The organism is Shimwellia blattae DSM 4481 = NBRC 105725 (assembly GCF_000262305.1).
In the GTDB taxonomy this organism is placed as follows: domain Bacteria; phylum Pseudomonadota; class Gammaproteobacteria; order Enterobacterales; family Enterobacteriaceae; genus Shimwellia; species Shimwellia blattae.
Window position 1 is genome coordinate 2,398,849 of the sequence record NC_017910.1, and the last position, 25,621, is coordinate 2,424,469.

24 protein-coding genes are annotated in these 25,621 nt (G+C 57.0%); 14 read left to right on the top strand and 10 right to left on the bottom strand.

Annotation, left to right across the window (positions count from 1 at the left end; genetic code table 11):
• Positions 1-106: 106 nt before the first annotated feature.
• On the top strand, positions 107-1,450 hold the full coding sequence (gene gdhA / locus EBL_RS11325; RefSeq protein WP_002440315.1) for an NADP-specific glutamate dehydrogenase: 1,344 nt from the start codon (positions 107-109) through the stop codon (positions 1,448-1,450).
• Between the two features lie 69 nt (positions 1,451-1,519).
• Here gdhA and EBL_RS11330 read toward each other — a convergent pair whose 3' ends face one another.
• The 3 genes from EBL_RS11330 to EBL_RS11340 form a co-directional block, all read right to left on the bottom strand.
• The gene (locus tag EBL_RS11330) at positions 1,520-3,448 is read right to left on the bottom strand and encodes a DNA topoisomerase III (RefSeq protein WP_002440314.1); all 1,929 of its coding nucleotides are present in this window, start codon (positions 3,446-3,448) and stop codon (positions 1,520-1,522) included.
• A 4-nt stretch (positions 3,449-3,452) separates the two neighbouring features.
• Positions 3,453-4,511, bottom strand: a complete 1,059-nt coding sequence (gene selD, locus EBL_RS11335; protein ID WP_002440313.1) for a selenide, water dikinase SelD — start codon at positions 4,509-4,511, stop codon at positions 3,453-3,455.
• A 188-nt stretch (positions 4,512-4,699) separates the two neighbouring features.
• Positions 4,700-5,251 carry an NAD(P)H nitroreductase gene (locus EBL_RS11340; RefSeq protein WP_002440312.1) on the bottom strand — a complete coding sequence of 184 codons (552 nt, stop codon included), beginning with the start codon at positions 5,249-5,251 and terminating at the stop codon, positions 4,700-4,702.
• A gap of 162 nt (positions 5,252-5,413) precedes the next feature.
• Between EBL_RS11340 and sppA the strand changes: the two genes are divergently transcribed.
• The 3 genes from sppA to pncA all read left to right on the top strand — a co-directional run bounded on the left by sppA (position 5,414) and on the right by pncA (position 9,027).
• On the top strand, positions 5,414-7,264 hold the full coding sequence (gene sppA, locus EBL_RS11345) for a signal peptide peptidase SppA (protein ID WP_002440311.1): 1,851 nt from the start codon (positions 5,414-5,416) through the stop codon (positions 7,262-7,264).
• An 88-nt stretch (positions 7,265-7,352) separates the two neighbouring features.
• The gene (gene ansA, locus EBL_RS11350) at positions 7,353-8,369 is read left to right on the top strand and encodes an asparaginase (protein ID WP_002440310.1); all 1,017 of its coding nucleotides are present in this window, start codon (positions 7,353-7,355) and stop codon (positions 8,367-8,369) included.
• Positions 8,370-8,379: 10 nt separating this feature from the next.
• A complete protein-coding gene (gene pncA, locus EBL_RS11355; RefSeq protein ID WP_002440309.1) occupies positions 8,380-9,027 on the top strand; it encodes a bifunctional nicotinamidase/pyrazinamidase in 648 nt (215 codons plus the stop codon).
• 52 nt (positions 9,028-9,079) lie between these two features.
• Here pncA and EBL_RS11360 read toward each other — a convergent pair whose 3' ends face one another.
• Both EBL_RS11360 and msrB read right to left on the bottom strand, forming a co-directional pair.
• The gene (locus tag EBL_RS11360; RefSeq protein ID WP_002440308.1) at positions 9,080-9,358 is read right to left on the bottom strand and encodes a YeaC family protein; all 279 of its coding nucleotides are present in this window, start codon (positions 9,356-9,358) and stop codon (positions 9,080-9,082) included.
• A 51-nt stretch (positions 9,359-9,409) separates the two neighbouring features.
• Entirely contained in the window at positions 9,410-9,823 is a 414-nt protein-coding gene (gene msrB, locus EBL_RS11365; RefSeq protein WP_002440307.1) for a peptide-methionine (R)-S-oxide reductase MsrB, read from the bottom strand.
• A 341-nt stretch (positions 9,824-10,164) separates the two neighbouring features.
• Between msrB and gapA the strand changes: the two genes are divergently transcribed.
• Positions 10,165-11,160, top strand: coding sequence for a glyceraldehyde-3-phosphate dehydrogenase (gapA, locus tag EBL_RS11370; protein ID WP_002440306.1), 996 nt, complete (start codon positions 10,165-10,167; stop codon positions 11,158-11,160).
• Between the two features lie 620 nt (positions 11,161-11,780).
• Positions 11,781-12,665, top strand: coding sequence for a D-hexose-6-phosphate mutarotase (locus EBL_RS11375; RefSeq protein ID WP_002440305.1), 885 nt, complete (start codon positions 11,781-11,783; stop codon positions 12,663-12,665).
• Positions 12,666-12,716: 51 nt separating this feature from the next.
• Here EBL_RS11375 and EBL_RS11380 read toward each other — a convergent pair whose 3' ends face one another.
• A complete protein-coding gene (locus EBL_RS11380; protein ID WP_002440304.1) occupies positions 12,717-13,463 on the bottom strand; it encodes a MipA/OmpV family protein in 747 nt (248 codons plus the stop codon).
• 427 nt (positions 13,464-13,890) lie between these two features.
• Between EBL_RS11380 and yeaG the strand changes: the two genes are divergently transcribed.
• Both yeaG and EBL_RS11390 read left to right on the top strand, forming a co-directional pair.
• The gene (gene yeaG / locus EBL_RS11385) at positions 13,891-15,825 is read left to right on the top strand and encodes a protein kinase YeaG (protein WP_002440302.1); all 1,935 of its coding nucleotides are present in this window, start codon (positions 13,891-13,893) and stop codon (positions 15,823-15,825) included.
• Positions 15,826-15,897: 72 nt separating this feature from the next.
• Entirely contained in the window at positions 15,898-17,178 is a 1,281-nt protein-coding gene (locus EBL_RS11390) for a YeaH/YhbH family protein (RefSeq protein ID WP_002440301.1), read from the top strand.
• Positions 17,179-17,215: 37 nt separating this feature from the next.
• On the opposite strand, the gene EBL_RS11395 is transcribed toward EBL_RS11390, so the two are convergent.
• Positions 17,216-18,022: an AraC family transcriptional regulator gene (locus EBL_RS11395; RefSeq protein ID WP_002440299.1), complete on the bottom strand. Its 807-nt coding sequence runs from the start codon at positions 18,020-18,022 to the stop codon at positions 17,216-17,218.
• A 109-nt stretch (positions 18,023-18,131) separates the two neighbouring features.
• On the opposite strand from EBL_RS11395, the gene EBL_RS11400 reads away from it, so the two are divergent.
• A complete protein-coding gene (locus tag EBL_RS11400; protein ID WP_002440298.1) occupies positions 18,132-19,328 on the top strand; it encodes an MFS transporter in 1,197 nt (398 codons plus the stop codon).
• Between the two features lie 42 nt (positions 19,329-19,370).
• Positions 19,371-19,727 carry a DUF488 domain-containing protein gene (locus EBL_RS11405; RefSeq protein WP_002440296.1) on the top strand — a complete coding sequence of 119 codons (357 nt, stop codon included), beginning with the start codon at positions 19,371-19,373 and terminating at the stop codon, positions 19,725-19,727.
• On the opposite strand, the gene EBL_RS11410 is transcribed toward EBL_RS11405, so the two are convergent.
• Entirely contained in the window at positions 19,718-19,945 is a 228-nt protein-coding gene (locus tag EBL_RS11410) for a putative hemolysin (RefSeq protein WP_002440295.1), read from the bottom strand. The two genes, EBL_RS11405 and EBL_RS11410, sit on opposite strands and share 10 nt — an antisense overlap.
• A 604-nt stretch (positions 19,946-20,549) precedes the next feature.
• Here EBL_RS11410 and lpxP point away from each other — a divergent pair.
• Positions 20,550-21,473, top strand: a complete 924-nt coding sequence (gene lpxP / locus EBL_RS11415) for a kdo(2)-lipid IV(A) palmitoleoyltransferase (protein ID WP_002440294.1) — start codon at positions 20,550-20,552, stop codon at positions 21,471-21,473.
• Between the two features lie 197 nt (positions 21,474-21,670).
• Positions 21,671-22,468, top strand: coding sequence for a (S)-acetoin forming diacetyl reductase (locus EBL_RS11420; RefSeq protein WP_002440293.1), 798 nt, complete (start codon positions 21,671-21,673; stop codon positions 22,466-22,468).
• A gap of 82 nt (positions 22,469-22,550) precedes the next feature.
• Here EBL_RS11420 and EBL_RS11425 read toward each other — a convergent pair whose 3' ends face one another.
• Both EBL_RS11425 and icd read right to left on the bottom strand, forming a co-directional pair.
• Entirely contained in the window at positions 22,551-22,799 is a 249-nt protein-coding gene (locus EBL_RS11425; RefSeq protein ID WP_002440292.1) for a hypothetical protein, read from the bottom strand.
• A gap of 361 nt (positions 22,800-23,160) precedes the next feature.
• The gene (gene icd / locus EBL_RS11430) at positions 23,161-24,411 is read right to left on the bottom strand and encodes an NADP-dependent isocitrate dehydrogenase (protein WP_002440291.1); all 1,251 of its coding nucleotides are present in this window, start codon (positions 24,409-24,411) and stop codon (positions 23,161-23,163) included.
• A gap of 237 nt (positions 24,412-24,648) precedes the next feature.
• Between icd and rluE the strand changes: the two genes are divergently transcribed.
• Together rluE and EBL_RS11440 are read left to right on the top strand one after the other, a co-directional pair.
• Positions 24,649-25,278, top strand: a complete 630-nt coding sequence (gene rluE / locus EBL_RS11435) for a 23S rRNA pseudouridine(2457) synthase RluE (RefSeq protein WP_002440290.1) — start codon at positions 24,649-24,651, stop codon at positions 25,276-25,278.
• On the top strand, positions 25,275-25,610 hold the full coding sequence (locus tag EBL_RS11440; RefSeq protein WP_002440287.1) for a lysozyme inhibitor LprI family protein: 336 nt from the start codon (positions 25,275-25,277) through the stop codon (positions 25,608-25,610). Before rluE ends, EBL_RS11440 begins: the two co-directional genes overlap by 4 nt.
• Positions 25,611-25,621 lie beyond the last annotated feature (11 nt).

Genomic DNA, 25,621 nt, shown 5'->3' on the forward strand with positions numbered 1-25,621 from the left:
TTCCCCTTGATTCACTTATGGTTACGGATGTTATAGTGCGGTTGCAAACCACATTTTACATAACCTCATAATTACAACCGTATTACCATAAGAGGCGCTTAACGCTATGGATCATTCTGTTTCACTCTCTTCTTTTCTTACCAGGGTTCAGGCCAGGGACCCCAACCAGCCGGAGTTTGCACAAGCCGTGCGCGAAGTCATGTCCACCCTGTGGCCATTTCTTGAGCAAAATCCCCGCTATCGCCAGCTCGCACTACTGGAGCGCCTGGTTGAGCCAGAGCGCGCCATCCAGTTCCGGGTGGTGTGGGTCGATGATAACAACCAGGTTCAGGTAAACCGTGCCTGGCGGGTGCAGTTTAACTCCGCCATCGGGCCCTATAAGGGCGGCATGCGTTTCCACCCGTCCGTTAACCTGTCGATTCTTAAATTCCTCGGTTTCGAGCAGACCTTTAAAAATGCGCTGACCACGCTGCCTATGGGCGGCGGCAAGGGCGGCAGCGATTTTGACCCGAAAGGGAAAAGCGACGGCGAAGTGATGCGCTTTTGCCAGGCGCTGATGACCGAGCTGTACCGCCACCTGGGGCCGGATACTGACGTACCGGCCGGTGATATCGGCGTGGGTGGCCGGGAAGTGGGCTTTATGGCGGGCATGATGCGTAAGCTCTCCAATAACAGCGCCTGCGTATTTACCGGCAAGGGGCTCTCCTTCGGGGGCAGCCTAATCCGCCCGGAAGCGACCGGCTACGGCCTGGTCTACTTTACCCAGGCGATGCTCAAGCGCCACGGGCTGGATTTCGAAGGGATGCGCGTGGCGGTTTCCGGCTCCGGCAACGTGGCCCAGTATACTATCGAGAAAGCCATGGAGCTGGGTGCCCGGGTGGTGACCGCGTCGGATTCAGGCGGCACCGTAGTAGATGAAACGGGCTTCACCCGCGAGAAGCTGGCCCGGTTGTGTGAAATCAAAGCCAGCCGTGACGGCCGCGTGGCCGATTACGCCCGGGAGTTTGGCCTGCCGTATCTCGCCGGTCAGCAGCCCTGGTCCGTTCCGGTGGACATTGCCCTGCCCTGCGCCACCCAGAACGAGCTGGATACAGACGCCGCCCGGGTGCTGATTGCCAACGGGGTCAAAGCAGTGGCCGAAGGGGCCAATATGCCCACCACCATTGACGCCACCAACCTGTTCCTGGATGCGGGCGTGCTGTTTGCCCCGGGTAAAGCCGCCAACGCCGGTGGCGTGGCGACATCCGGCCTGGAGATGGCCCAGAACGCCGCGCGGATGAGCTGGAAAGCGGAAAAAGTGGACGCCCGTCTGCACCATATTATGCTGGATATTCACGAGCACTGCGTGCAGTACGGCGGGGATCAGGCCAGGACCAACTATGTGCAGGGGGCAAATATTGCCGGGTTTGTTAAAGTGGCCGATGCGATGATAGCTCAGGGCGTTATCTGACCGCGGAGAGCCTCCGCTCAGCATATCAAACGGGATGATCTGCGGATCATCCCGTTTTTTATTGCCGGATCACTGGGCCCCGGCGGCTTTTTTGCGTGCCCGGCGCCGGGCGGGGGCCGCCTTCTGCGGGCTTGCGCCGGTAACGACCACCTGGCGAAAGCGGGTAACGGACGTATTCCGCGCCTGACCTATCAGATCATACAGCGTGGTCACCAGCGGCTGCATAAAGTCCTGATAGCGGCACTGCTTTTCGCTTATCTGGGTGAGGACCGACTCCCAGTGCGCGGTCATATCCGGGCGGGTGGCAAGCTCAGGCAGCGCCTTGATCAGCGCTTTTCCCGCGTCTGTGGCGTGGATATAGCGCCCTTTTTTCACCAGAAAATTGCGTTTGAATAACAGCTCGATAATCCCGGCACGGGTGGCCTCGGTGCCCAGCCCGTCCGTGGCGCGCAGGATCTTCTTCAGATCTTTATCCTGGACAAAACGGGCAATCCCGGTCATGGCGGAAAGCAGCGTCGCGTCGGTAAAGTGCCGCGGCGGCTGGGTCTGGCGCTCCACCACTTCCCCTTTCTCGCACAGGAGCTCATCCCCCCTGGCGACCACCGGCAGCGGCGTGCCGTCGTTCTCTTCGTCGCGCTCTTTATTGCCAAGCAGGGTGCGCCAGCCCGCATCGGCCAGGAAACGCGCCTTGGCGATAAATTTGCCCCCGGCGATCTCCAGATCAATCACGCACTTGCGGAACACCGCATCGGGGCAAAACTGCATCAGATACTGGCGGGCAATCAGCTGGTAGACCCGCGCTTCGTCCTCCGTCAGCCGCACCTGGCCGGTGCGCGCTGTGGGGATAATCGCGTGGTGGGCATCCACTTTTTTGTCGTCCCAGCAGCGGTTACGCCGCTCCATATCAATTACCGGCTGGGGCAGCAGATCCGGGGCGTGCACACCAATGGCGTTCAGCACCGCCTGGCGACCGGCAAAATGCTCCTCCGGCAGGTGGCGGCTGTCTGAACGGGGATAGGTAATCAGTTTGTGGGTTTCGTAGAGTTTCTGGCAAATATCCAGCACATTCTGCGCGCTGAGGCCGAATTTACGCGCCGCCTCAATCTGCAGGGCCGAGAGCGAAAACGGCAGCGGTGCGGGCTCGGACTCGCGCTTGTCGTTATAACCGGTAACCAGCGCAGGCTGTCCGGCGATGCGCTGCACCACATGCTCTGCCAGGGCCCGGTTGAGCAGGCGACCTTCTTCGTCCTGATACGGCTCGCAGGATTCACTGGGTTGCCAGAGCGCCACAAAGCGCTCCTCCGCCGGGGTCACGATATGGGCTTTCACTTCAAAGAAATCCCGGGGGACGAAGTTTTCTATCTCCTCGTCGCGGCGCACCACCAGCCCCAACACCGGGGTCTGCACCCGGCCAACGGAGAGCACCCCCTGGTAACCGGCATTCCGCCCGAGGATAGTCCAGGCCCGGGTCATATTGATCCCGTACAGCCAGTCGGCCCGGGCCCGGGCCAGGGCCGAGACACACAGCGGGATAAAGTCGCTGTTCGCCCGCAGCCGCGTAATGGCCCGCTCCACCGCCTGGGGGTTGAGATCGTTGATCAGGCAGCGCTGCACCTGGCGGCGTTTGTCCGCCGACAGTTGCAGATAGTCCAGCACCTCATCCACCAGCAGTTGACCTTCGCGATCCGGGTCTCCTGCGTGGATCACTTCGCTGGCCTCATGCAGGTAGCGCTTGATCACATTCAGCTGTTTCGTTACCGAGGCCCGGGGCTGAAGCTGCCACTTTTCCGGTACGATAGGCAAATCCGCCAGGTTCCAGCGGGCAAAGCGGCAATCGTAGGCATCCGGCTGGGCCTGCTCCAGCAGGTGGCCAATACACCAGGTCACCACCTGACCATTGCCGCATTCGATAAACCCATCCCCCTTACGGTGGGGTTTGGGCAGAACATCGGCAATGGCCCGGGCAAGGCTGGGCTTTTCCGCGATAAACAACCGCATCGGTTCAGACTATCTCGATCATCGGTCGTCCGCCGCGGGCAGTGCGCAGCTCGCCAATCGCCGTCAGCGTGATGCCGTGCTGCGCTGCGGCCGCCTGAACGTCGGCTTCGGCCTCCGGCGTGACCGCCAGCAGCAGGCCGCCGGACGTCTGGGGATCGCACAACAGATCGCGCCAGGCCTGCGGCATATCGCCCATCAGGTAGCCATAGCTGGCAAAGTTGCGCGCACTGCCGCCGGGCACGGAGCCCTGGGCAATATACGCCTCAACCCCCGGCAGTTTCGGGACATCCTGGTAGCGCACCAGGGCCTGCACACCGGCACCGCGGCACACTTCGCTCAGGTGGCCCAGCAGGCCAAAGCCGGTCACGTCCGTCATCGCTTTAACGCCATCAATGGCGGCAAAGTCGGCACCGGCGATGTTCATCCGGCACATGACTTCCGTCGCCAGCCCCTGGTGTTCCGGGAGCAGCAGCGATTTTTTCTCCGCCGTAGTCAGCACGCCAATGCCCAGCGGTTTGGTGAGATACAGTTTGCAGCCTGCCTGCGCGGTGCTGTTTTTCTTGATGCGCTCCGTCGGGACCACCCCGGTAACCGCAAGGCCGAAAATCGGCTCCGGCGAGTCAATGGAGTGACCACCGGCCAGCGCAATGCCCGCCTGGCGGCAGGCAAAGCGCCCGCCCTCAATCACTTTGCGGGCAATCTCCGGCGCCAGCACATTCACCGGCCAGCCGAGGATAGCAATCGCCATAATGGGCTTACCGCCCATGGCGTAAATGTCGCTGATGGCGTTAGTGGCAGCAATCCGGCCAAAATCGAAGGCATCATCCACAATCGGCATAAAAAAGTCCGTGGTGCTGATAATACATGTGCCGTTCCCCAGATCGTAGACCGCCGCGTCGTCGCTGGTCTCATTGCCCACTAACAGGTTCGGGTCGACAAACTTCGCCTGCTCGCTGTGCAGGATCTCCTCCAGCACTTTGGGCGAAATTTTACAACCGCAACCTGCTCCGTGGCTGTACTGGGTTAAACGTACATTATCCTGGTCTTCAGAATGCTCACTCATGGGACTACTCCTGCTGATGAAAAAAACACGCACCGGTTTGCGCCGCCAATGCCCTCTGGCGACACGACGATATATGGTAGCGCGTTGGGGGTCTGCAGGTAAGGGCCGGACTCTGAATTGCTGACTCAGGCCTGCAGAACGGGTAACAGATAATCAGTACGCTGCCCGGCGGGCCAGACAGCGCACCCTCAGAACCGGCGGACAAACGGCGCGGGATCGACCGCCGCAACCGTGGCTGACGCTTTCAGTTGCGGCGTACCCAGATACAGGAAGCCGACAATTTTATCCTGCGGGCGGCAGCCGAAGGCGTCGCGCACCAGGGGGTTATCTGTCAGTACGCCGCTGCGCCAGATACCGTTGAACCCCTGGGCCTGTGCGGCCATCTGCATCGCCATAACGGCACACCCGGCGCTCATCTGCTGCTCCCAGACCGGAACTTTATGGTGGGTTTCGCAGTGAGCCACGACGGTGATAATCAGCGGGGCGCGAAACGGCGCCGTGCGGGCTTTTTCGATGTGTTTGTCGTCTTCACCGGCCTCCCGGGCCGCCTGGGCCAGCAACTGGCTGAAGCGCTCGCGCCCTTCACCTTCAATCAGGGTAAAACGCCAGGGCTGCAGGCTACCGTGGTCCGGCGCACGCAGGGCGGCGCGTAAAATATTTTGCAGGACATCCCCCTGCGGGGCCGGTTCTGTCAGTCTTGATGCGCTGCGGCGCTGAACCAGTAATTCAAGTGCATCCATCAACTCGCTCCTGTTCTCAAGTTGCTCACGAAATTAACATAGCAAGGTATTTTGTTACAGTACGCCCTGATTTCCTACTGACAAGGGCCTTGCGGGTCTTTAGGATAGGCCATTCCCCTGTCTGAATGTCAGGGACATCACATTCTATGGTATGGAGAAGACATGCGTACCCTCTGGCGTTACATCAGCGCATTTTTTAAATGGACATGGCGTCTGCTCAGTTTCATTCGCTCCCTGGTCTTTAACCTTATCTTTCTGATTCTGGTTCTGGTGGCTGCCGGGATCTGGATGCAGGCCGGTTCGCCTGCGCCGGAAACGGCCCGCGGCGCCCTGCTGCTGGACATTACCGGTGTGGTAGTGGATAAGCCATCGGTCAGCAACAAGCTGGGGATCATTGGCCGCCAGCTGTTTGGCTCCAGCACCGACAAGCTCCAGGAAAACTCTCTGTTTGATATTGTCGATGCCATTCGCCAGGCGAAGGACGACCGCAATATCACCGGGCTGGTACTGGATCTGAAAAACTTTGCCGGGGGCGATCAGCCTTCCATGCAGTATATCGGCAAGGCGCTGCGCGAATTCCGCGACAGCGGTAAACCGGTCTATGCCTCCGGAGACAGCTACAGCCAGGGGCAATATTACCTGGCAAGTTTCGCCAGTAAAATCTGGCTTTCCCCCCAGGGCACCGTGGATCTGCATGGCTTTGCCACTAACGGCCTCTATTATAAGTCGCTGCTGGATAAGCTGAAAGTCTCCACCCATGTGTTCCGGGTAGGCACCTACAAATCTGCCGTAGAGCCGTTTATCCGTGACGATATGTCACCGGCGGCCCGGGAGGCAGACAGCCGCTGGATAGGCGAGCTGTGGCAGAACTATCTGTCCACCATTGCCGCGAACCGCCAGATAACCACCCAGCAGCTGTTCCCGGGTGCCCAGGCCATGCTCGCCGGGTTACAGAAGCTGTCCGGCGATACTGCCCGCTATGCTCTGGACAATAAACTGGTGGATGCCCTGGCAACACCGGCCCAGGTCGAAAAAGCCCTGACGGAAAAATTTGGCTGGAACAAGAAAGATAAAGCCTTCCAGGCCGTCAGTATTTATGACTACGCCGTCAAACCCCGGGCGCAGCAGTCTTCCACTATCGCGGTGATTTATGCCAGCGGCGCCATTCTTGATGGCGAGGAAACGCCGGGGAATGTGGGGGGCGATACCACTGCCCACCAGATCCGCGAAGCGCGCCTTGATCCGGCGGTAAAAGCCATTGTGCTGCGGGTTAACAGCCCCGGCGGCAGTGTCAACGCCTCAGAAATTATCCGCGAAGAGCTGGAAGCCGCCCGGGAAGCGGGCAAACCGGTGGTGGTTTCCATGGGGGGGCTGGCTGCCTCCGGCGGTTACTGGATCTCCACCCCGGCTAACTACATTGTGGCAAGCCCCAGCACCCTGACGGGCTCTATTGGTATCTTCGGGGTGGTTAACACCCTGGAAAACAGCCTGCGGGAGATTGGGGTCAACACGGACGGGGTATCCACCTCACCGCTGGCGGATATCAGCGCCACCAAAGCGCTGCCGGTAGAAGTTCAGCAGATGATCCAGCTGTCTATTGAAAACGGCTACCAGCGCTTTATTAACCTGGTGGCGAAGTCACGTAATAAAACCCCGGAGCAGATAGACCAGATAGCCCAGGGCCACGTGTGGACCGGCCAGGACGCCAAAAACAACGGTCTGGTAGACAGCCTGGGTGACTTTGACGACGCGGTGGCAAAAGCCGCTGAGCTGGCAAAACTGAAAACCTGGTCCCTGTCTTACTACCAGGGTGAGACGTCGATGCTGGATATGGTGTTCAGTAGCCTGAATGGCTCCGTGCGCGCCATGTTGCCCCAGGCGCTCAGCGCTGCCTTACCGGCACCGCTGGCGCAGGCGGCCAGTGCGGTCAAAAGCGAGAGTGATAAACTCACCCTGTTTAACGACCCGCGCGATCGCTATGCCTACTGCCTTAACTGTGCGGATATCAAATAACCAAACGCAGCAGCCCGGTCACGACCGGGCTGTTTTTTTCCCCGTGCCCTTCTATACTGCGGCTGTTTATTACAGGCCCGAGTAAGCTATGGAAAAAAAATCCATTTATGTCGCCTATACCGGCGGCACCATCGGTATGCAGCGCTCTGATCACGGCTACGTACCCGTATCCGGCCATTTACAGCGCCAGCTGGCGCTGATGCCGGAATTTCACCGCCCGGAAATGCCGGATTTCACCATTCACGAGTACCAGCCGCTGATGGACTCATCCGATATGACGCCGCAGGACTGGCAGCATATTGCCGATGATATCCGGGCCAACTATGACGATTACGACGGTTTCGTGATCCTCCACGGCACGGACACCATGGCTTTTACCGCCTCGGCGCTCTCTTTTATGCTGGAGAACCTCGGCAAACCGGTGATTGTGACCGGCTCACAAATCCCCCTGGCAGAGCTGCGCTCCGACGGGCAAATCAACCTGCTCAATGCGCTGTTCGTGGCGGCCAACTACCCGGTTAACGAAGTGACCCTGTTTTTTAATAACCGCCTGTACCGGGGTAACCGCACCACCAAAGCCCACGCGGACGGTTTTGACGCCTTTGATTCGCCAAATCTGCCGCCGCTTCTGGAGGCGGGGATCCACATCCGCCGTTTAAATACCCCCCCGGCACCGGCCCACAGCGGCGCGCTGATCGTCCACCCGATCACCCCACAGCCTATCGGGGTGGTGACTATTTACCCCGGGATCTCTGCCGATGTGGTGCGCAACTTTGTGCGCCAGCCGGTACGGGCACTGATCCTGCGCTCTTACGGGGTGGGGAATGCGCCCCAGCAGCCGGCCTTCCTCGCCACCCTGACAGAAGCCTGCCAGCGCGGGATAATCGTGGTGAACCTGACTCAGTGCATCTCCGGCAAGGTCAATATGGGCGGGTACGCCACCGGCAACGCCCTCGCCCGGGCGGGGGTTATCAGCGGTTACGATATGACGGTTGAAGCCGCCCTGACCAAACTGCACTACCTGTTCAGCCGCGGGCTGAGCGTGGATCAGATTCGCCAGGCCATGACCACGAATTTGCGCGGCGAACTCACCCCGGACGACTGACGGAGCCCCCATGAAACAGACTGCTTTACTGCTGGTTGATTTACAGAATGACTTTTGTGCCGGAGGGGCGCTGGCCGTTCCCCGGGGCGATGAGACTATCCCGGTCGCCAACCGGCTTATTGCGGCGTTCACCGGGCAAAATGCCCCGGTGATTGCAACCCGCGACTGGCACCCGGCGGGCCACGGCAGCTTTGCCAGCACCCACCAGACTACGCCATACACCCGGGGCGAGCTCGACGGCCTGCCCCAGACATGGTGGCCGGATCACTGTATTCAGCACAGCCCCGGCGCGCAACTGCACCCGCTGCTGAACGGGTCAGCAGTCACGGTCACGATAGATAAAGGCCAGGATCCGCAAATCGACAGCTACAGCGGCTTTTTTGATAACGGCCACCGCCAGCAGACCGGGCTCAGCGACTGGCTGACCCGACACCAGATAAACCACCTGGTGGTGCTCGGGCTGGCAACGGACTACTGCGTGAAATTTACCGTGCTCGACGCTCTGGCGCTGCACTACGGGGTCGACGTAATAACCGACGGTTGCCGGGGGGTGAATATCGCCCCTGAGGACAGCGCGCTGGCCTTTCAGGAGATGGCCGCCGCCGGGGCGACCCTGTATACCCTTGCCGACTGGCTGGACACCCACCCCGCCTGCTGAACCACCGGCTGACGGCGGCTTCATGTTACGCCGCCGTCAGCACCGCTTCAGCTTATTGCGGTTTCAGGGTGGCAATAGGCGATGGCGCCCCACCGAATTCCGCCTTCAGCTGCTGCTTACTTTTCATTTCAATCTGGCCCCGGGTGTTCAGCGTCATATGCTGGGCCTCGTGGTTATTGCGGCTTTGCCACAGCATCACCAGTTGCAGGCAGTTCTCTTTCTGCTCCGGGGTCAGGGCGACCCCGTCGGGCCATTTTCCCAGCTCTACGGCGGTGACCAGACGCTGATAGATGTCCGGAGTCAGAGAAGCAATCATATCGTCGATATTCACGGTTCAGCTCCATGAAAAGGGGTGAATGGAATAATTTGCTGAATCGTTTCTTCAGCCATTGATTTTCTCACCGTCGGCGCTGTCAGTAAAACTGAGCGCGGCGGAGTTAACACAATACCGCTCGCCGGTGGGCTGTGGGCCATCCGGGAATACGTGCCCTAAGTGGGCGTCACAGTTCGCACAGCGAATCTCCACCCGCCGCATACCGTGCGAGTTATCCTCCAGATAGCGGATAGCATCTGCCCCCGCAGGCTCAAAAAAGCTCGGCCAGCCGCAACCGGCGTCGAATTTACTTTGTGAGGTAAACAGCGGCGCCCCGCACACCAGGCAGTGGTAGAGCCCGTCGCGCCTGTTGTGTAACAAACGCCCGCTAAAAGGCGCTTCTGTACCGCGCTGCTGGGTGACATAAAACTGCACATCGCTCAGGGTTTTCTTTAAATTTTCAGGGGGTTCGAATCGGCTCATAAGAGATATCTTATTCGGGTTAGACAGATAACATTATCCCTTCTATTCTAACAAACTATTAACAGCCACCAAACGCATTTGATGTTAATTCTGTGTGGTTGTCTGAGCAGAAATGCAATTGTGATACTGATCACATTTTTATGCATTTCCCTCTTTAAAATCGACGCCTCCGTCCCCATATGGATGGAGGCTGTCACGTTGTCAGGTGGAATAAGTTGAATAATACGTGGTCAGACGTTTGATTTGTCGCAATGATTGACACGATTCCGCTTGACGCTGCCAAAGGTTTTTGTAATTTTACAGCCAACCTTTTATTCACTAACAAATAGCTGGTGGAATATATGACTATCAAAGTAGGTATCAACGGTTTTGGCCGTATCGGTCGCATTGTTTTCCGTGCTGCTCAGGAACGTTCTGACATCGAGATCGTTGCAATCAACGACCTGTTAGACGCTGAATACATGGCTTACATGCTGAAATATGACTCCACTCACGGCCGTTTCAACGGTACCGTTGAAGTGAAAGACGGTCATCTGATCGTTAACGGTAAAAAAATCCGTGTTACCGCTGAACGTGACCCGGCTAACCTGAAGTGGAACGAAGCAGGCGTTGAAGTTGTTGCTGAAGCAACTGGCCTGTTCCTGACCGACGAGACTGCCCGTAAACACATCACCGCTGGCGCGAAAAAAGTGGTTATGACTGGTCCGTCTAAAGACAGCACCCCGATGTTCGTTCGCGGCGCTAACTTCGACACCTACGCAGGCCAGGACATCGTGTCCAACGCTTCCTGCACCACCAACTGCCTGGCTCCGCTGGCAAAAGTGGTTAACGATAACTTCGGTATCGTTGAAGCGCTGATGACCACTGTTCACGCAACCACCGCTACTCAGAAAACCGTTGATGGCCCGTCTCACAAAGACTGGCGCGGCGGCCGCGGCGCATCCCAGAACATCATCCCGTCCTCTACCGGTGCTGCTAAAGCAGTAGGTAAAGTGCTGCCGGAACTGAACGGCAAACTGACTGGTATGGCGTTCCGCGTTCCGACTCCGAACGTATCTGTTGTTGACCTGACTGTACGTCTGGCTAAACCAGCAACTTACGAAGAAATCAAGAAAGCCATGAAAGCCGCTTCTGAAGGCGCAATGAAAGGCGTTCTGGGTTACACCGAAGACGACGTTGTATCTACCGATTTCAACGGCGAAACCTGCACTTCCGTGTTCGATGCCAAAGCCGGTATCGCACTGAACGACAACTTCGTGAAACTGGTTTCCTGGTACGACAACGAAACTGGCTACTCTCACAAAGTTCTGGATCTGATTGCTCACATCTCCAAATAAGGCGAGTTAAGCAACTGATCAACAAAAGGCGGCTTCGGTCGCCTTTTTTATTTGTTCTGGCCCGTCCTGCATCATCCGGGAGCCGAAATATTAAAGGCCACCGGGGGTGAGCCGGTGGCCTTACTTACGTTTCCTGGTTGCTTACGGTAAGCAGGCCAGAATCAGCTCAATCAAAGCGACAAGCGCTTTCAGAGCAATAACGGCGTGCGCGGGGCTACAGGCACAAAAAAACCCAACTGGTGAGGTCGGGCTTTCTTGTTTAATACTTTGTTTGCCGCTTACTGGTTTAAGAAGCCTCAACCAGAGCGTGCATCACACCTACTAACGGTTGTTAGTCTATTCCCGATACAGCGCTATGTCAAAGCGCAGAGGGGATTTCAGCAACATAACGGCTAACGATCTGTCATTAAAAAATTCATCCGCGCCCCCTGAAAACGAGGCTTTCTTTTCCGGATATCGGCAAATTGCCCCAATTACCCCAATCACTGCTGTCTGGTGTGGTTTTCTGGTGTAGAATATTGTAATCATGCTGCGAATAAAACAGTAACCTGCTGAATTCAATAAATAAAGACAGGCAACTTCGGTCGCCTTTTTTTATGCTTATACCGAGGGTTTTCTGAATGATTAAATCAATTTTTGCACTACCGGTTCTGGAAAAAATCACCCCGTCCCTGTCGCGCTGCCGCAAAGACGAGCTGGATGTCATTGTGGTGGATCACCCGGCAGTACGCGCCTCTGTTGCACTGCAGGGCGCCCATCTGCTGAGCTGGCAGCCTGCCGGTGAAAAAGACGTGCTCTGGCTCAGCGGCAACACGCCGTTTCAGAAAGGGGTTGCCATCCGCGGTGGTGTACCCGTGTGCTGGCCGTGGTTTGGCCCGGCGGCACAGCCTGATCTGCCCGCCCACGGATTTGCCCGCAACCTGCCCTGGACGCTGATCAATCACAGCGAAGACGCCAGCGGCGTAGTGCTGACCTTCGAATTACGCAGCAGTGAAGATTCCCACCGCTACTGGCCACACGATTTTACCCTCACCGCCCAGTACAAACTGGGGGCAACCTGTGAAATGACCCTTGGCGCACACGGCAATTTCACCACCACCAGCGCCCTGCACACCTACTTCAATGTGGGCGATATCAGTACCGTTTCAGTCAGTGGCCTGGGCGATCGCTATATCGATAAGGTGAATAATGCGCAAATCGGCAGCCTGGCAGACGGCATTCAGACCTTCCCGGACCGTACTGACCGGGTCTATCTGAACGCAAACAGCCTCAGCGTTATCCAGGATCCGAGCCTTGGCCGCACTATCGAGGTGGAGCATCGCCATAATCTGAACGTGGTGGGCTGGAACCCGGGCCCGGCACTGTCTGCCAGCATGACGGATATGCCGGACGACGGTTATAAAACCTTTGTCTGTGTGGAGAGCGCCGTCGCTACCGAGCCCCAGAAAGTGACTGCCGCACACCCCTCCCTGCTGACCCAGATTATCCGCGTAGTAAAAAACTAAGCCACAAGTAAAAAGGCCCGCAGATGCGGGCCTGATGCTGAAGGGGCAAACTCAGAAAGAGTACGTTACCCCGGTCGACAAAATACCCGTCCAGGATTTCCCGACCATCGGGCTGTCTTTTTGCTCATCGCTCAGGTGGGTATAGCGCCCGGTGCCGTACAGGTTCCAGTCGCTGGTCAGCCGGTAATTGACCGTCAGCTCCAGATACGGGTTCCAGCTGCTGTCCGGGTTGTAGTGTTTCAGGCCGCTGTGGCGGGATTCCGCATGGCTGACCCCGTAATAGTAGCGGTTCTGATTTTCACTGTTCCAGGTGACACCAATGCCCGGGGTCACCACCCAGCTACCGCTGTCATAGCGATACAGCCATGCTGTATCCCAGATAATCCCGTTGCTGTTATCCAGAACATCGCCGGCAAGCGAAGTGCGCAGGAAGCCATAAGGCGTATTGTGGGTATAAGAGAGGCCCGCCATCACCGTGCTGCGGCGGTGATCCAGCTGGCGCAGCTGGCGGTTATCGCTGTCTTTCGGGCGGAAATACTGGGGTGAATAATAGGCCATCACCGACAATTTATCGCTCTTATCATTCCACAGGTAATAGCCCCCGCCTAACCCCTTAAACCAGACGCTATCCCCCTCATAGCCAATAACCGGCACCGGCCAGACGTCATTATCATAAGATTTATAAGCATTCTCGATAATGCCGACCCCGGCACCCACTGTCCACGGGCCCTGCGCACAGGCCACAGAAGCCACAGAGGCAAGCAGCCCACCGGCAATTAAACGCGTTAATCTGGTCACACTTTAATCCTTTAATCAAAAAACTGACCCGGAATTTTAACCGCCCTTTTTGCAACACGGAAACAATTTAGGCCAATTAATGAATATGGTTTGTAAAGATGCCACGCCCATGTCAGCAATATGAAGCCTTTATGACAGCACAACAAAAACCCTGCCAAATGTAAGATGTATCGCCGGATGAGTTATTGATATGTATTTGAAATTCTCAGAAACCACGATGCAAGTTTTCCAAATGCCATCTACGCTTAAATTTACGAGGATGCAACAGCCTGACAACACTCACCCCGCCCGCCGCCGCGGTTTATTCAACCCGGGACGCAGCAGGCTTATGGCGAGCGCCGCGTCAGAATACGTCTTCCTGGAGCCTCTCCATTATTCATACGAATGGCTCTGTAACCTGTGCTAAAAAACGAAAGGACGGCATACCATGAATATATTCGATCACTATCGCCAGCGTTATGAAGCTGCCAAGGACGAAGAGTTCACACTGCAGGAATTTCTTACCATTTGTCGGCAAGATCGCAGTGCATATGCCAACGCGGCAGAACGGCTACTGATGGCCATTGGTGAGCCAGTGATGGTGGATACTGCCCAGGAACCACGGTTGTCCCGTCTCTTTTCGAACCGGGTCGTTGCCCGCTACCCCGCTTTTGAAGAGTTCTATGGTATGGAAGAAGCCATAGAGCAGATTGTCTCCTACCTGAAACACGCCGCCCAGGGGCTGGAAGAGAAGAAACAGATCCTCTACCTGCTGGGGCCGGTAGGCGGCGGTAAGTCCTCACTGGCCGAGCGCCTGAAATCGCTGATGCAGCGCGTGCCTATTTATGTGCTCAGCGCTAACGGCGAGCGCAGCCCGGTGAACGACCATCCCCTGTGCCTGTTTAACCCGCAGGAAGACGCCCAGATTCTGGAAAAAGAGTATGGCGTCCCCAACCGCTACCTGGGGACCATTATGTCCCCCTGGGCGGCGAAGCGGCTGCACGAGTTTGGTGGCGACATCACCAAATTCCGGGTGGTGAAAGTCTGGCCGTCGATTCTTGAGCAGATTGCCATTGCCAAAACCGAGCCCGGTGATGAAAACAACCAGGATATCTCCGCCCTGGTGGGTAAGGTGGATATCCGTAAGCTGGAGCACTTCGCCCAGAACGATCCGGATGCCTACGGCTACTCCGGCGCCCTGTGCCGGGCAAACCAGGGGATCATGGAATTTGTCGAGATGTTTAAAGCGCCGATCAAGGTGCTGCACCCGCTGCTGACCGCCACCCAGGAGGGGAACTATAACGGTACGGAGGGGATCTCTGCCCTGCCCTTCAGCGGCATTATTCTGGCCCACTCCAACGAATCTGAATGGGTCACCTTCCGCAACAACAAAAACAACGAGGCGTTCCTTGACCGTGTGTATATCGTCAAGGTGCCGTACTGCCTGCGGATCTCTGAGGAAATCCGCATCTATGAAAAACTGCTGAACCACAGTGAGCTGACCCACGCCCCCTGCGCGCCGGGCACCCTGGAAACCCTGGCGCGCTTCTCTATTCTCTCGCGCCTGAAGGAGCCGGAAAACTCCAGCATGTACTCGAAGATGCGGGTCTACGATGGCGAGAGCCTGAAAGACACCGATCCTAAAGCGAAATCCTACCAGGAGTACCGGGACTACGCCGGGGTCGATGAGGGCATGAACGGGTTATCCACCCGCTTTGCCTTTAAGATCCTCTCCCGGGTGTTCAACTTTGACCACGCCGAAGTGGCGGCAAACCCGGTGCACCTGTTCTACGTGCTGGAGCAGCAGATCGAACGTGAGCAGTTCCCCCAGGAGCAGGCCGAGCGCTACCTGGAGTTCCTCAAAGGCTACCTGATCCCGAAATACGCCGAATTTATTGGCAAAGAGATTCAGACGGCCTATCTGGAGTCGTACTCCGAGTACGGGCAGAACATTTTCGATCGCTACGTCACCTACGCGGACTTCTGGATCCAGGACCAGGAATACCGGGATCCGGATACCGGCCAGCTGTTTGACCGGGAATCACTGAACGCCGAACTGGAGAAAATTGAAAAACCCGCCGGGATCAGCAACCCGAAAGACTTCCGTAATGAGATAGTCAATTTCGTGCTGCGCGCCCGGGCCAATAACAATGGCCGTAACCCGCTGTGGACCAGCTATGAGAAGCTGCGCACCGTTATCGAGAAGAAAATGTTCTCGAATACCGAAGAGTTACTGCCGGTTATCTCGTTTAATGCCAAAACATCGACTGACGAGCAGAAAAAACATGACGATTTTGTCGACCGGATGATGGAGAAAGGCTACACCCGCAAGCAGGTTCGCCTGCTGTGTGAATGGTATCTGCGGGTGCGTAAATCATCATAACGATAAGATGTCCTGGCCGCAGCGCCGCTGCGGCCTTCTGCAGCGCTGGCATTAGCCGTATTGGGGGGAACTATGACCTGGTTCATTGACCGACGACTGAACGGCAAAAACAAAAGCGCGGTAAACCGTCAGCGCTTTTTACGCCGTTACAAATCGCAGATAAAACAATCGATTTCAGACGCGTTTAACAAACGCTCGGTAACGGATATTGAAAGCGGGGAATCCGTCTCCATTCCGACCGAGGATATCAGCGAACCCATGTTCCACCAGGGCCGGGGGGGGCTGCGCCACCGGGTTCACCCCGGGAACGACCACTTTGTGCAAAATGATCGGGTAGAACGCCCCCAGGGGGGCGGCGGAGGCGGCGGCAGTGGCCAGGGGCAGGCAAGCCCGGACGGCGAAGGCCAGGACGAGTTTGTCTTTCAGATCTCCAAAGACGAGTACCTTGACCTGTTATTTGAAGACCTGGCGCTGCCCAACCTGAAACGCAACCAGCACCGCCAGCTTAATGAGTACAAAACGCACCGGGCCGGTTTTACGGCAAACGGCGTGCCCGCCAATATCAGCGTGGTGCGCTCACTGCAAAACTCCCTCGCCCGGCGTACCGCCATGACCGCAGGGAAACGCCGCCTGCTGCACACTCTGGAGGAGCAACTGGAGGCGGCCGAAAAATGCGAGCCGGTACAGCTTCTGGAAGAGGAGCGTCTGCGTAAAGAGATAGCCGACCTGCGGGCGCAAATCGCCCGGGTGCCGTTTATCGATACGTTTGATTTACGCTACAAAAATTACGAAAAACGCCCGGAGCCCTCCAGCCGCGCAGTGATGTTCTGCCTGATGGACGTCTCCGGCTCAATGGATCAGACCACCAAGGATATGGCGAAACGGTTCTATATCCTGTTGTATCTGTTCCTCAGCCGCACTTACAAGAACGTTGAGGTGGTCTACATCCGCCACCATACGCAGGCAAAAGAGGTGGATGAACATGAGTTTTTCTACTCTCAGGAAACCGGGGGGACGATTGTTTCCAGCGCACTGAAGTTAATGGATGAGGTTGTCAAAGCCCGTTATGATCCGGCCCAGTGGAATATCTATGCCGCTCAGGCGTCGGACGGCGATAACTGGGCAGATGACTCCCCCCTGTGCCACGAAATTCTGGCGAAGAAGATCCTGCCAGTGGTGCGCTACTACAGCTATATCGAAATTACCCGGCGCGCCCACCAGACCCTGTGGCGTGAATATGAACATTTGCAGACCATCTTTGATAATTTCGCCATCCAGCATATCCGCGATCAGGAGGATATCTACCCGGTATTCCGCGAGCTGTTCCACAAACAGGGCTCCACCACGGAATAAACCACCGGCCAGCGCCCCGGGTGCTGGCCGGTATTATTCAGCCACCCGTCGCACTCTTCAGATCCGCAAGCCAGGCCCGGGGGGTCTGCCCGGTTTGTTGCCGGAACAGGGTAATAAACGCGGTGACCGAGTCATACCCCAGCGCCTGGGCAACCTGCTGCACGCGCTGGCCGGCAATCAGCATCCGGATGGCGAGGATCACCTGTAACTGCTGGCGCCAGCGCCTGAAATTCATCCCGGTCTCTTTCTCGACCAGGCGCAGCAGGCTGCGTTCACTCATGGCCAGCGCCCGGGCCCAGTCTGACTGGGTGCGGCGCACCTGCGGCTGAGCCGCCATAAAATCCACCATAGCCCGGATTTTCGGGTGTTCCGACACCGGTAACTGCAGATGCCCCACCGGCAGGCGGGGGAGCTCATCAAACAGCACCTGCACCAGCCGTTGCCAGGCCAGGTCCTGCGGCTGCTCCGGCCGGGCGGCCAGCGCCAGGATAATCTCGCGTACCAGCCCGGAGATCGCCAGCGAGCAGCACTGCTCCGGCATGGAGACCGCCCCGGGCTCAATAAACAAAAAACAGAGCCGGGCGTTGGGGGTGGCGTGATTACTGTGGGCCATGCCCCCGGGGATCCACACCGCATACTGGGGCGGCACCATCCACACGCTGCGGCTTACATGGCAGCTGATCCCCCCGTGCAGCGCCAGAATTAACTGCCCCTTACGGTGGTGATGCAGCGGGATCTCCGTCTGCTCTTCATCCACCCGGATATGAAACGCCAGCGCGGGCCCGGTATGGTTATCCGGTTCAAAACCGTTCAGCCCCAGGCGCTGTTCTGCTCCCCGATGCATAAAATTGTCCGAATTCAGCGATAAAGTGTCATTTTAATCTGTTTATCGCCATTGCGCGAACCCGTAAGGTAGTGGCCCTGCTCACCAGGTATCAGACTGAGGACATACCATGACCACCACCACTCGCCCCAGGGGGCTGTTACTGCTCTGCGGGATCCTGCTGATTGCCGCTACCCTGCGCGTCACCTTTACGGCCATTGCGCCACTGCTGGACCAGTTGCGCCATGACTATGGCCTGACAACGGCCCAGACCGGGGTACTGACCACCCTGCCGCTGATTATTTTTGCACTGATCTCGCCGCTGGCGGCCGGGATCTCCCGCCATCTCGGGACCGAGCGCAGCCTGTTTTGTGCCATGGGGATTATCTGCCTGGGGATCGGGATACGCTCTGCCGGTAACCTGGCGCTGCTTTATACGGGCACGGCTATTATCGGCTGCGGGATCGCACTTGGTAATGTGCTGCTCCCGGCGCTGATCAAGCAGCGCTTCCCTGATGGCGTGGCGCGCCTGACGGGGAACTACTCCCTGGCGATGGGGATAGCCGCCGCCCTGGGATCGCTGCTGATCGTGCCCCTGGCAGAGGCCGGTGCCGGCTGGCGCGGGGCTTTTCTGGCACTGATGATCTTTCCGCTGGCCGCGTTGCTGGTCTGGCTGCCGCAACTAAAACAGCCGGTTTACGCCGGTGTGGGCCGCAGTAGTGCCCTCAGCCAGCGGGGTATCTGGCGCCACCCGCTGGCCTGGCAGATCACCTTTTTCCTCGGCCTCAACTCGCTTATCTACTATGTGGTGATCGCCTGGCTCCCGGCGATTCTGGTGAGCTATGGCTATAGCGCGGCCCAGGCCGGATCGCTGCACGGCCTGCTGCAACTGGCAACCGCCGCTCCGGGCCTGGTTATCGGCCTGGTGCTCAGCCGTCTGAACGATCAGCGCGGCGTTGCGCTGCTGGTGGGGTTACTGGGGGTGGTCAGTTTACTGGGGTTATGGCTTGCCCCGGCGCTGGCCAGCCTGTGGATCGTGCTTTATGGCTTCAGTTCCGGGGCGACGATGATCCTCGGGCTGGTCTTTATTGGCCTGCGGGCCAGTAGCGCCCACCAGGCAGCGGCTTTATCGGGTATGGCCCAGGCGGTGGGCTATTTACTGGCGGCCTTCGGCCCGCCGCTGATGGGGCGCCTGCACGATATCACGCACAGCTGGGCGCTGGCGCTGCTGGTCTGTGCCCTGCTCGGCACGCTGATGGCCCTCTCCGGTATGCTGGCAGGGCGCAACCGGGTGATTGAGCACCCTGCCTTGAACCCCCGGGGCTGACGGCACTACACTGGGTGTATCACCCGTAACTCAGGACAACCGATGATCAGCTGCAAGCGCGTATACGAAGCCCCCGACGAACAGGATGGCTACCGGGTACTGGTTGATAAACTCTGGCCCAGGGGGCTTAAAAAAGCGGCACTGCCCTATGACGAATGGTGCAAAGCGCTGACCCCGGAGAGCCAGCTACGCCAGGAGTATCACCAGGGGGTGATTGATTTTGCCGGGTTCAGCGCCCTGTACCGCCAGCAACTGGCCGGTAACCCGGAGCTGGACCGGCTGGCGCGGATAAGCCAGCAGCAGCCGCTCACCCTGCTGTACGCGGCAAAAGACACCCGCCAGAACCATGCGCGGGTGCTGGCAGATATGATAGCGGAGCGGGTGCCGGTTCAGGAGTGATCGCGGCGAAACAGCAGCCACTCATCCAGCACTTCCCCGGTGGGCAGCTTGCAGCGGTGGCTTTGCCCGCCAGCATCACTGACCGGAATAAGCGTACCGCCCCGCTTCAGGCAGTAAACTGCGGCCGGGTTGGCCGTTTCGCCAGCCCCGCCGCGGGGATTATCCCCGGCACACCCGGCCAGCCCGGCACCTACCAGCAGTAACAATATATATTTCATTTATCCTCCGTATCTTTGGTCTGCGGCTCTCACCGGAGAGTCAGCGCGAGTATTTTTCCCTTTCTGCAACGGGCCTCTTCACTGTTGTCCCGGATAACGTGATCAGATAGCGGGACATCCCCGGCACCAGCGGATATGATAGCCGCACCGTTACAGGCAGGAATTTATAATGAAAAAGACCACTATTTTCTTCATTGTACTGGCGCTGGTCATTGTGGCATTTGACTATTTCAGCAAATAAGCCCTCCGCAGGCGGCGCAATTGTAAATATTCGTCGGCTGCGGTGACTTTTCCCCGCTTTTTTTCCATGAATTAATGATTAGATCCCACGAATTAATCCTGACAACAGCATTTAACACTGATTTTACACTTAAGATAATATTTATACTCTGCCAGATAACGCTTATACCAGGTGTTTATCCAGTAAAATCAGCCAGATAGCATCATTAATTTCCGAACGTTATTACTGACACATCCGGTAGGCATTTATCCATAATTTCATCCCGCTCTTAACCGGTAGTTGTGGTTAAATAGCCCTGTTTGAGCCATGTTGCGCTCGCTCACCCCAACGCAACCCCTCCCTTCCCTGCACAGATTATACTCAATGACACAACATCAACGTTTTACCACTGCGCTGCTCCACCCGCGCTACTGGCTGACATGGTCAGGATTAGGCCTGCTGTGGCTGCTGGTTCAGTTACCCTACCCGCTGATTGCCATAATTGGCCGCGGCGCCGGGCGCACATCGCGCCGCTTCCTGGCCCGCCGGGAGCAGATAGCCCGCCGGAACATCGCCCTGTGTTTCCCCCAGTTATCCGCACAAAAGCGCGAGGAGTTGATCAGCGAGAATTTTGCCTCCCTGGGGATGGCTCTGCTCGAAACCGGCATGGCCTGGTTCTGGTCAGAAAAACGCCTGCGCCGCTGGTTTAGTGTGGACGGCCTGCAAAACCTGGCCGATGCCCAGCACAATAATCGCGGCGTGCTGGTTATCGGGGTCCATTTTATGTCCCTGGAACTGGGCGGGCGGATTATGGGGATCTGCAAGCCGATGATGGCCGTTTACCGTCGCCACAACAGCCCGCTGCTGGAGTGGGCCCAGACCAAAGGGCGCATGCGTTCTAACAAAGGAATGATAGACCGCCGCCATCTCAAAGAGATGGTTAATGTCCTTAAACAGGGTGAAGCGGTGTGGTTCGCCCCTGACCAGGATTACGGCCCTAAGGGTAGCTGCTTTGCCCCCTTCTTTGCCGTGCCTAATGCCGCCACCACCAACGGCACTTATGTCTTGTCGCGGCTATCCCACGCGGCCATGCTGACCATCACCATGGTGCGTAAAACCGGCAATAAGGGCTACCAGCTGGTTATCGAGCCAGAGCTGCTGGACTATCCCGCCAGCGATGAAGTGGCCGCCGCCACCTGGATGAATAAAATCATTGAGCGCGAAATCATGCGCGCACCGGAACAATATTTGTGGGTCCACCGGCGTTTTAAAACCCGCCCGGGGGGCAGTGCGTCACTGTATATATAATGGCTGAATGCAGGCAGACGGTAGGTAACCCTGGAAAATATCTTAGTACGAATGTCGAAAGGTGGCGTTTTTTTTGCTATACCAGTTTACTGGTGTGTTACGGGTAATTCACGTGGTGAAATATCCATCATTCACATTATGTACCAGTTGTTAATTTCAGATTCATTGCGTCAGCAAACTTTATTAAGGACTGAAATATGAGTACAGCAGTAAAAGTCGCCGTAGTGACCGGCGCAGGCCAGGGTATTGGCCGGGCCATTGCCGAGCGTCTGGCAAAAGACGGTTTTCAGGTTGGTTGCCTGGATTTTAACAATGAAACAGCACAGCAGACCGTAAAACTGATTGAGAGCCAGGGCGGGAGCGCCATTGCCGTGGCGGTTGATGTCTCCGATCGCGAGCAGGTGATTGCCGCGGTGGATAGCGTGGTGGCACGTTACGGCCGCCTGGACGTAATGGTGAATAATGCGGGCCTTGGGCCAACCACACCGCTGGAAGAGATCACCCCGGAAATTTATCACAAAGTATTTGATGTCAACGTGGGTGGTGTCTACTGGGGTATTCAGGCGGCACTGAAACATTTTAGCGCCCGCAAACCCGCACGCCGCGGCGATATCATCGGGAAGATTATTAACGCCTCCTCCCAGGCAGGCCAGGTCGGTAACCCGGATTTAGCCGTTTACGGCGCCACCAAGTTTGCCGTGCGCGGCATCACCCAGACCGCGGCCCGGGATCTGGCCTCCCGTGGGATCACCGTGAACGCCTACTGCCCGGGGATCGTGCGGACCCCAATGATGGAAGGTATCGCCCGGAAAGTGGCCGATGAAAACGGCCAGACCCTGGAATGGGGCCTGGAGCAATGGGCGAAGAACGTTGCTCTGGGGCGTATTTCCGAGCCTGAAGACGTTGCGGCTTGTGTCTCCTACCTTGCCGGGAGCGACTCGGATTATATGACCGGCCAGGCGCTGATTATTGATGGCGGCATGGTATTTAATTAATCCTTTTTTAGCGGGATATTTCAGCTATCCCCTCTGAATAAAAAAGACCCGGTTTCGGGTCTTTTTATTTTCCGCCAGATAATTAATGCCGGTAACGAACCGGCGTAATACGCCGTCTGACCCAGAATATCAGTGATAATGCCCATACGGGCGCCAGATGAAATATTGCCCAGGCAAGCCAGCCGGTCAGAACATATATTCCCGGTGCGCCGTCATGGTACTGGCCCCAGGCGAAATATGCCACAGCAGTCCAGCCAATAAACCCTGCGACAATCCAGGTCAGGGACAATTTACCAAAGTGTCTGCTGATAACATCGAGTAATTCAGACATATTTTCACCTCCACGGCATAACCTTGCTGAAGGTAAAATTAAGATAATACTGAATACTTTTTATTGACTGGGTTCACAAAAGTTCAGATAGCATATCTGTTACGGGTAAAAGCGTGAACACAAATGAAATTATCCCCACTGAAGAAAATAAAGCCCATGAAAATACCGCGCGAAACGAAAAACAGACTATACTTAAAGATTGCGCGATAGTTAATTTTTGTTGCTGCTTTTATGGCGGGCATATTAACGCTGTAATAATAATTATAAATAAGCGAAGGGGCTGCGTTATATTTCTGTGTCTGATTAACATAAAAAAACGGGAACCCTCAGGCTCCCGTTTTGTGCCTCTCAGACTGGCTGATTACATATTCGCGATAATCGCGTCGCCAAACTCGCTGGAACTCAGCAGCTTAGCGCCTTCCATCAGACGCTCGAAGTCATAGGTCACGGTCTTGTTATTGATCGCGCCTTCCATACCTTTAACAATCAGATCGGCAGCTTCAAACCAGCCCATGTGACGCAGCATCATCTCAGCGGAGAGGATAATCGAGCCCGGGTTCACCTTGTTCTGACCGGCGTATTTCGGCGCGGTGCCGTGGGTGGCTTCGAACAGTGCGCACTCGTCGCCAATGTTGGCACCCGGGGCAATACCGATACCGCCAACCTGGGCTGCCAGGGCGTCAGAGATGTAGTCGCCGTTGAGGTTCATACAGGCGATAACGTCATACTCGGCCGGGCGCAGCAGGATCTGCTGCAGGAAGGCATCGGCAATCACATCTTTAACGATAATGTCTTTGCCGGTGTTCGGGTTTTTGATCTTCATCCACGGGCCGCCGTCTACCAGCTCGGCACCGAACTCTTCGCGGGCCAGCTGGTAACCCCAGTCTTTAAAGGCACCCTCGGTGAATTTCATGATGTTGCCTTTGTGGACCAGGGTCACGGAATCGCGATCGTTAGTGATAGCGTATTCAATGGCCGCGCGCACCAGGCGTTTTGTGCCCTGCTCAGAGCACGGCTTAATACCGATACCGCAATGCTCAGGGAAGCGGATTTTCTTCACGCCCATTTCTTCGCGCAGGAAGTTAATCACTTTCTGAGCATCGGCGCTGTCGGCTTTCCATTCGATACCGGCATAAATATCTTCGGAGTTTTCACGGAAAATGACCATATCCGTCAGTTCCGGGTGTTTGACCGGGCTGGGAGTGCCCTGATAGTAGCGTACCGGGCGCAGGCAGACATACAGATCCAGCTCCTGGCGCAGCGCAACGTTCAGAGAACGGATACCGCCGCCTACGGGAGTGGTCAGCGGGCCTTTGATAGCCACGCGGTATTCGCGGATCAGATCCAGCGTCTCCTGGGGCAGCCAGACATCCGGGCCGTAGAGCTGGGTTGATTTTTCACCGGTGTAGATCTCCATCCAGGAAATTTTCCGCTCGCCCTTATAGGCTTTCTCCACGGCGGCGTTAACCACTTTCAGCATCGGCGGGGTAACATCCACACCAATACCGTCACCCTCGATATAAGGAATTACCGGGTTATGCGGCACATTCAACTTACCGTTTTGCAGGGTGATTTTCTGACCTTCCGCCGGAACAACTACTTTGCTTTCCATTCACCTCTCCTTCGAGCGCTTCTGGTTTATTACTGAATTTTTTGTTAATGATTTGTAATTAGCGTGTCAATACTACCGGATTGTTACGCACCGCGCCAGACTCGATTAACACCAATTCGCGCCATATGCTGGACAAGCGCTCCGGCCTGCGCTACGCAGGGCAATTTCCTGCCCGGTTACCTCAGACCGCGGCCAGTGTGTTACCCTTGGGGCAGTATGACTGACCAGATGCCCCCTATGTATAACCAGACCAGAAAACCCCGTCCGCCCCGTATCGGGCGGCGCACCACAGGCCAGAGCGCAGACAAACGCCGCCCTGCGGGCCCCACCCGGGTGATATTGTTTAATAAACCTTTTGATGTCCTGCCGCAATTTACCGACGAGCAGGGCCGCGCCACGCTGAAAGACTATATTCCGGTCAGCGGTGTCTACGCCGCCGGGCGCCTCGATCGCGACAGCGAAGGGCTGCTGGTGCTCACCAATGACGGCGCGCTCCAGGCCCGCTTAACCCAGCCGGGGAAACGTACCGGCAAAATTTACTATGTTCAGGTCGAAGGTGAGCCAGACGAACAGGCGCTGGAAATGCTGCGCACCGGCGTCACCCTCAACGATGGCCCCACCCTGCCCGCCGGTATTGAACGGGTGGCGGAGCCGGGCTGGCTCTGGCCGCGTAATCCCCCGATCCGCGAGCGTAAATCCATCCCCACCAGCTGGCTGAAAATCACCCTGTATGAGGGGCGTAACCGCCAGGTCCGGCGCATGACCGCCCATGTGGGCTACCCCACTCTGCGCCTGATTCGCTACGCCCTCGGGGCCTGGACACTCGACAATCTGGCAAACGGAGAGTGGCGCGAGGTCAGCTTATGATAAAAATCGCCCTTCCCCTTTGCGCCCTGCTGCTGATGTGCAGCCCGGCGACAGCCGCCAGTTTTGACTGTACCCGCGCCCGCACGCCCGATGAGACAGCCATCTGCCACAACCGCACTCTGAACGATAAAGACGTGGAAATGGCAACCACCTACCGGCTGCTGTCCGGCTTATTCGCCATGGGCACCCGGGGGAATATGCAGGATGCACAACAGCAGTGGCTGGCCCGGCGCCACCAGTGCGGGAGCCATATTCAGTGCCTTAACCAGCGCTATGACGAACGCCTGAAACAGCTGCAAACCCTTTACGATAATATCGACAAACCGCTATAGCACCGGAGGAA

What these genes read in the sequence shown, in the direction of transcription:
- gdhA (WP_002440315.1), top strand. Translation starts at nt 107, where the DNA reads ATGGATCATTCTGTTTCACTCTCTTCTTTTCTTACCAGGGTTCAGGCC.
- EBL_RS11330 (WP_002440314.1), bottom strand. Translation starts at nt 3,448, where the DNA reads ATGCGGTTGTTTATCGCGGAAAAGCCCAGCCTTGCCCGGGCCATTGCC.
- selD (WP_002440313.1), bottom strand. Translation starts at nt 4,511, where the DNA reads ATGAGTGAGCATTCTGAAGACCAGGATAATGTACGTTTAACCCAGTAC.
- EBL_RS11340 (WP_002440312.1), bottom strand. Translation starts at nt 5,251, where the DNA reads ATGGATGCACTTGAATTACTGGTTCAGCGCCGCAGCGCATCAAGACTG.
- sppA (WP_002440311.1), top strand. Translation starts at nt 5,414, where the DNA reads ATGCGTACCCTCTGGCGTTACATCAGCGCATTTTTTAAATGGACATGG.
- ansA (WP_002440310.1), top strand. Translation starts at nt 7,353, where the DNA reads ATGGAAAAAAAATCCATTTATGTCGCCTATACCGGCGGCACCATCGGT.
- pncA (WP_002440309.1), top strand. Translation starts at nt 8,380, where the DNA reads ATGAAACAGACTGCTTTACTGCTGGTTGATTTACAGAATGACTTTTGT.
- msrB (WP_002440307.1), bottom strand. Translation starts at nt 9,823, where the DNA reads ATGAGCCGATTCGAACCCCCTGAAAATTTAAAGAAAACCCTGAGCGAT.
- gapA (WP_002440306.1), top strand. Translation starts at nt 10,165, where the DNA reads ATGACTATCAAAGTAGGTATCAACGGTTTTGGCCGTATCGGTCGCATT.
- EBL_RS11375 (WP_002440305.1), top strand. Translation starts at nt 11,781, where the DNA reads ATGATTAAATCAATTTTTGCACTACCGGTTCTGGAAAAAATCACCCCG.
- yeaG (WP_002440302.1), top strand. Translation starts at nt 13,891, where the DNA reads ATGAATATATTCGATCACTATCGCCAGCGTTATGAAGCTGCCAAGGAC.
- EBL_RS11390 (WP_002440301.1), top strand. Translation starts at nt 15,898, where the DNA reads ATGACCTGGTTCATTGACCGACGACTGAACGGCAAAAACAAAAGCGCG.
- EBL_RS11395 (WP_002440299.1), bottom strand. Translation starts at nt 18,022, where the DNA reads ATGCATCGGGGAGCAGAACAGCGCCTGGGGCTGAACGGTTTTGAACCG.
- EBL_RS11400 (WP_002440298.1), top strand. Translation starts at nt 18,132, where the DNA reads ATGACCACCACCACTCGCCCCAGGGGGCTGTTACTGCTCTGCGGGATC.
- EBL_RS11405 (WP_002440296.1), top strand. Translation starts at nt 19,371, where the DNA reads ATGATCAGCTGCAAGCGCGTATACGAAGCCCCCGACGAACAGGATGGC.
- EBL_RS11410 (WP_002440295.1), bottom strand. Translation starts at nt 19,945, where the DNA reads ATGAAATATATATTGTTACTGCTGGTAGGTGCCGGGCTGGCCGGGTGT.
- lpxP (WP_002440294.1), top strand. Translation starts at nt 20,550, where the DNA reads ATGACACAACATCAACGTTTTACCACTGCGCTGCTCCACCCGCGCTAC.
- EBL_RS11420 (WP_002440293.1), top strand. Translation starts at nt 21,671, where the DNA reads ATGAGTACAGCAGTAAAAGTCGCCGTAGTGACCGGCGCAGGCCAGGGT.
- EBL_RS11425 (WP_002440292.1), bottom strand. Translation starts at nt 22,799, where the DNA reads ATGTCTGAATTACTCGATGTTATCAGCAGACACTTTGGTAAATTGTCC.
- icd (WP_002440291.1), bottom strand. Translation starts at nt 24,411, where the DNA reads ATGGAAAGCAAAGTAGTTGTTCCGGCGGAAGGTCAGAAAATCACCCTG.
- rluE (WP_002440290.1), top strand. Translation starts at nt 24,649, where the DNA reads ATGTATAACCAGACCAGAAAACCCCGTCCGCCCCGTATCGGGCGGCGC.
- EBL_RS11440 (WP_002440287.1), top strand. Translation starts at nt 25,275, where the DNA reads ATGATAAAAATCGCCCTTCCCCTTTGCGCCCTGCTGCTGATGTGCAGC.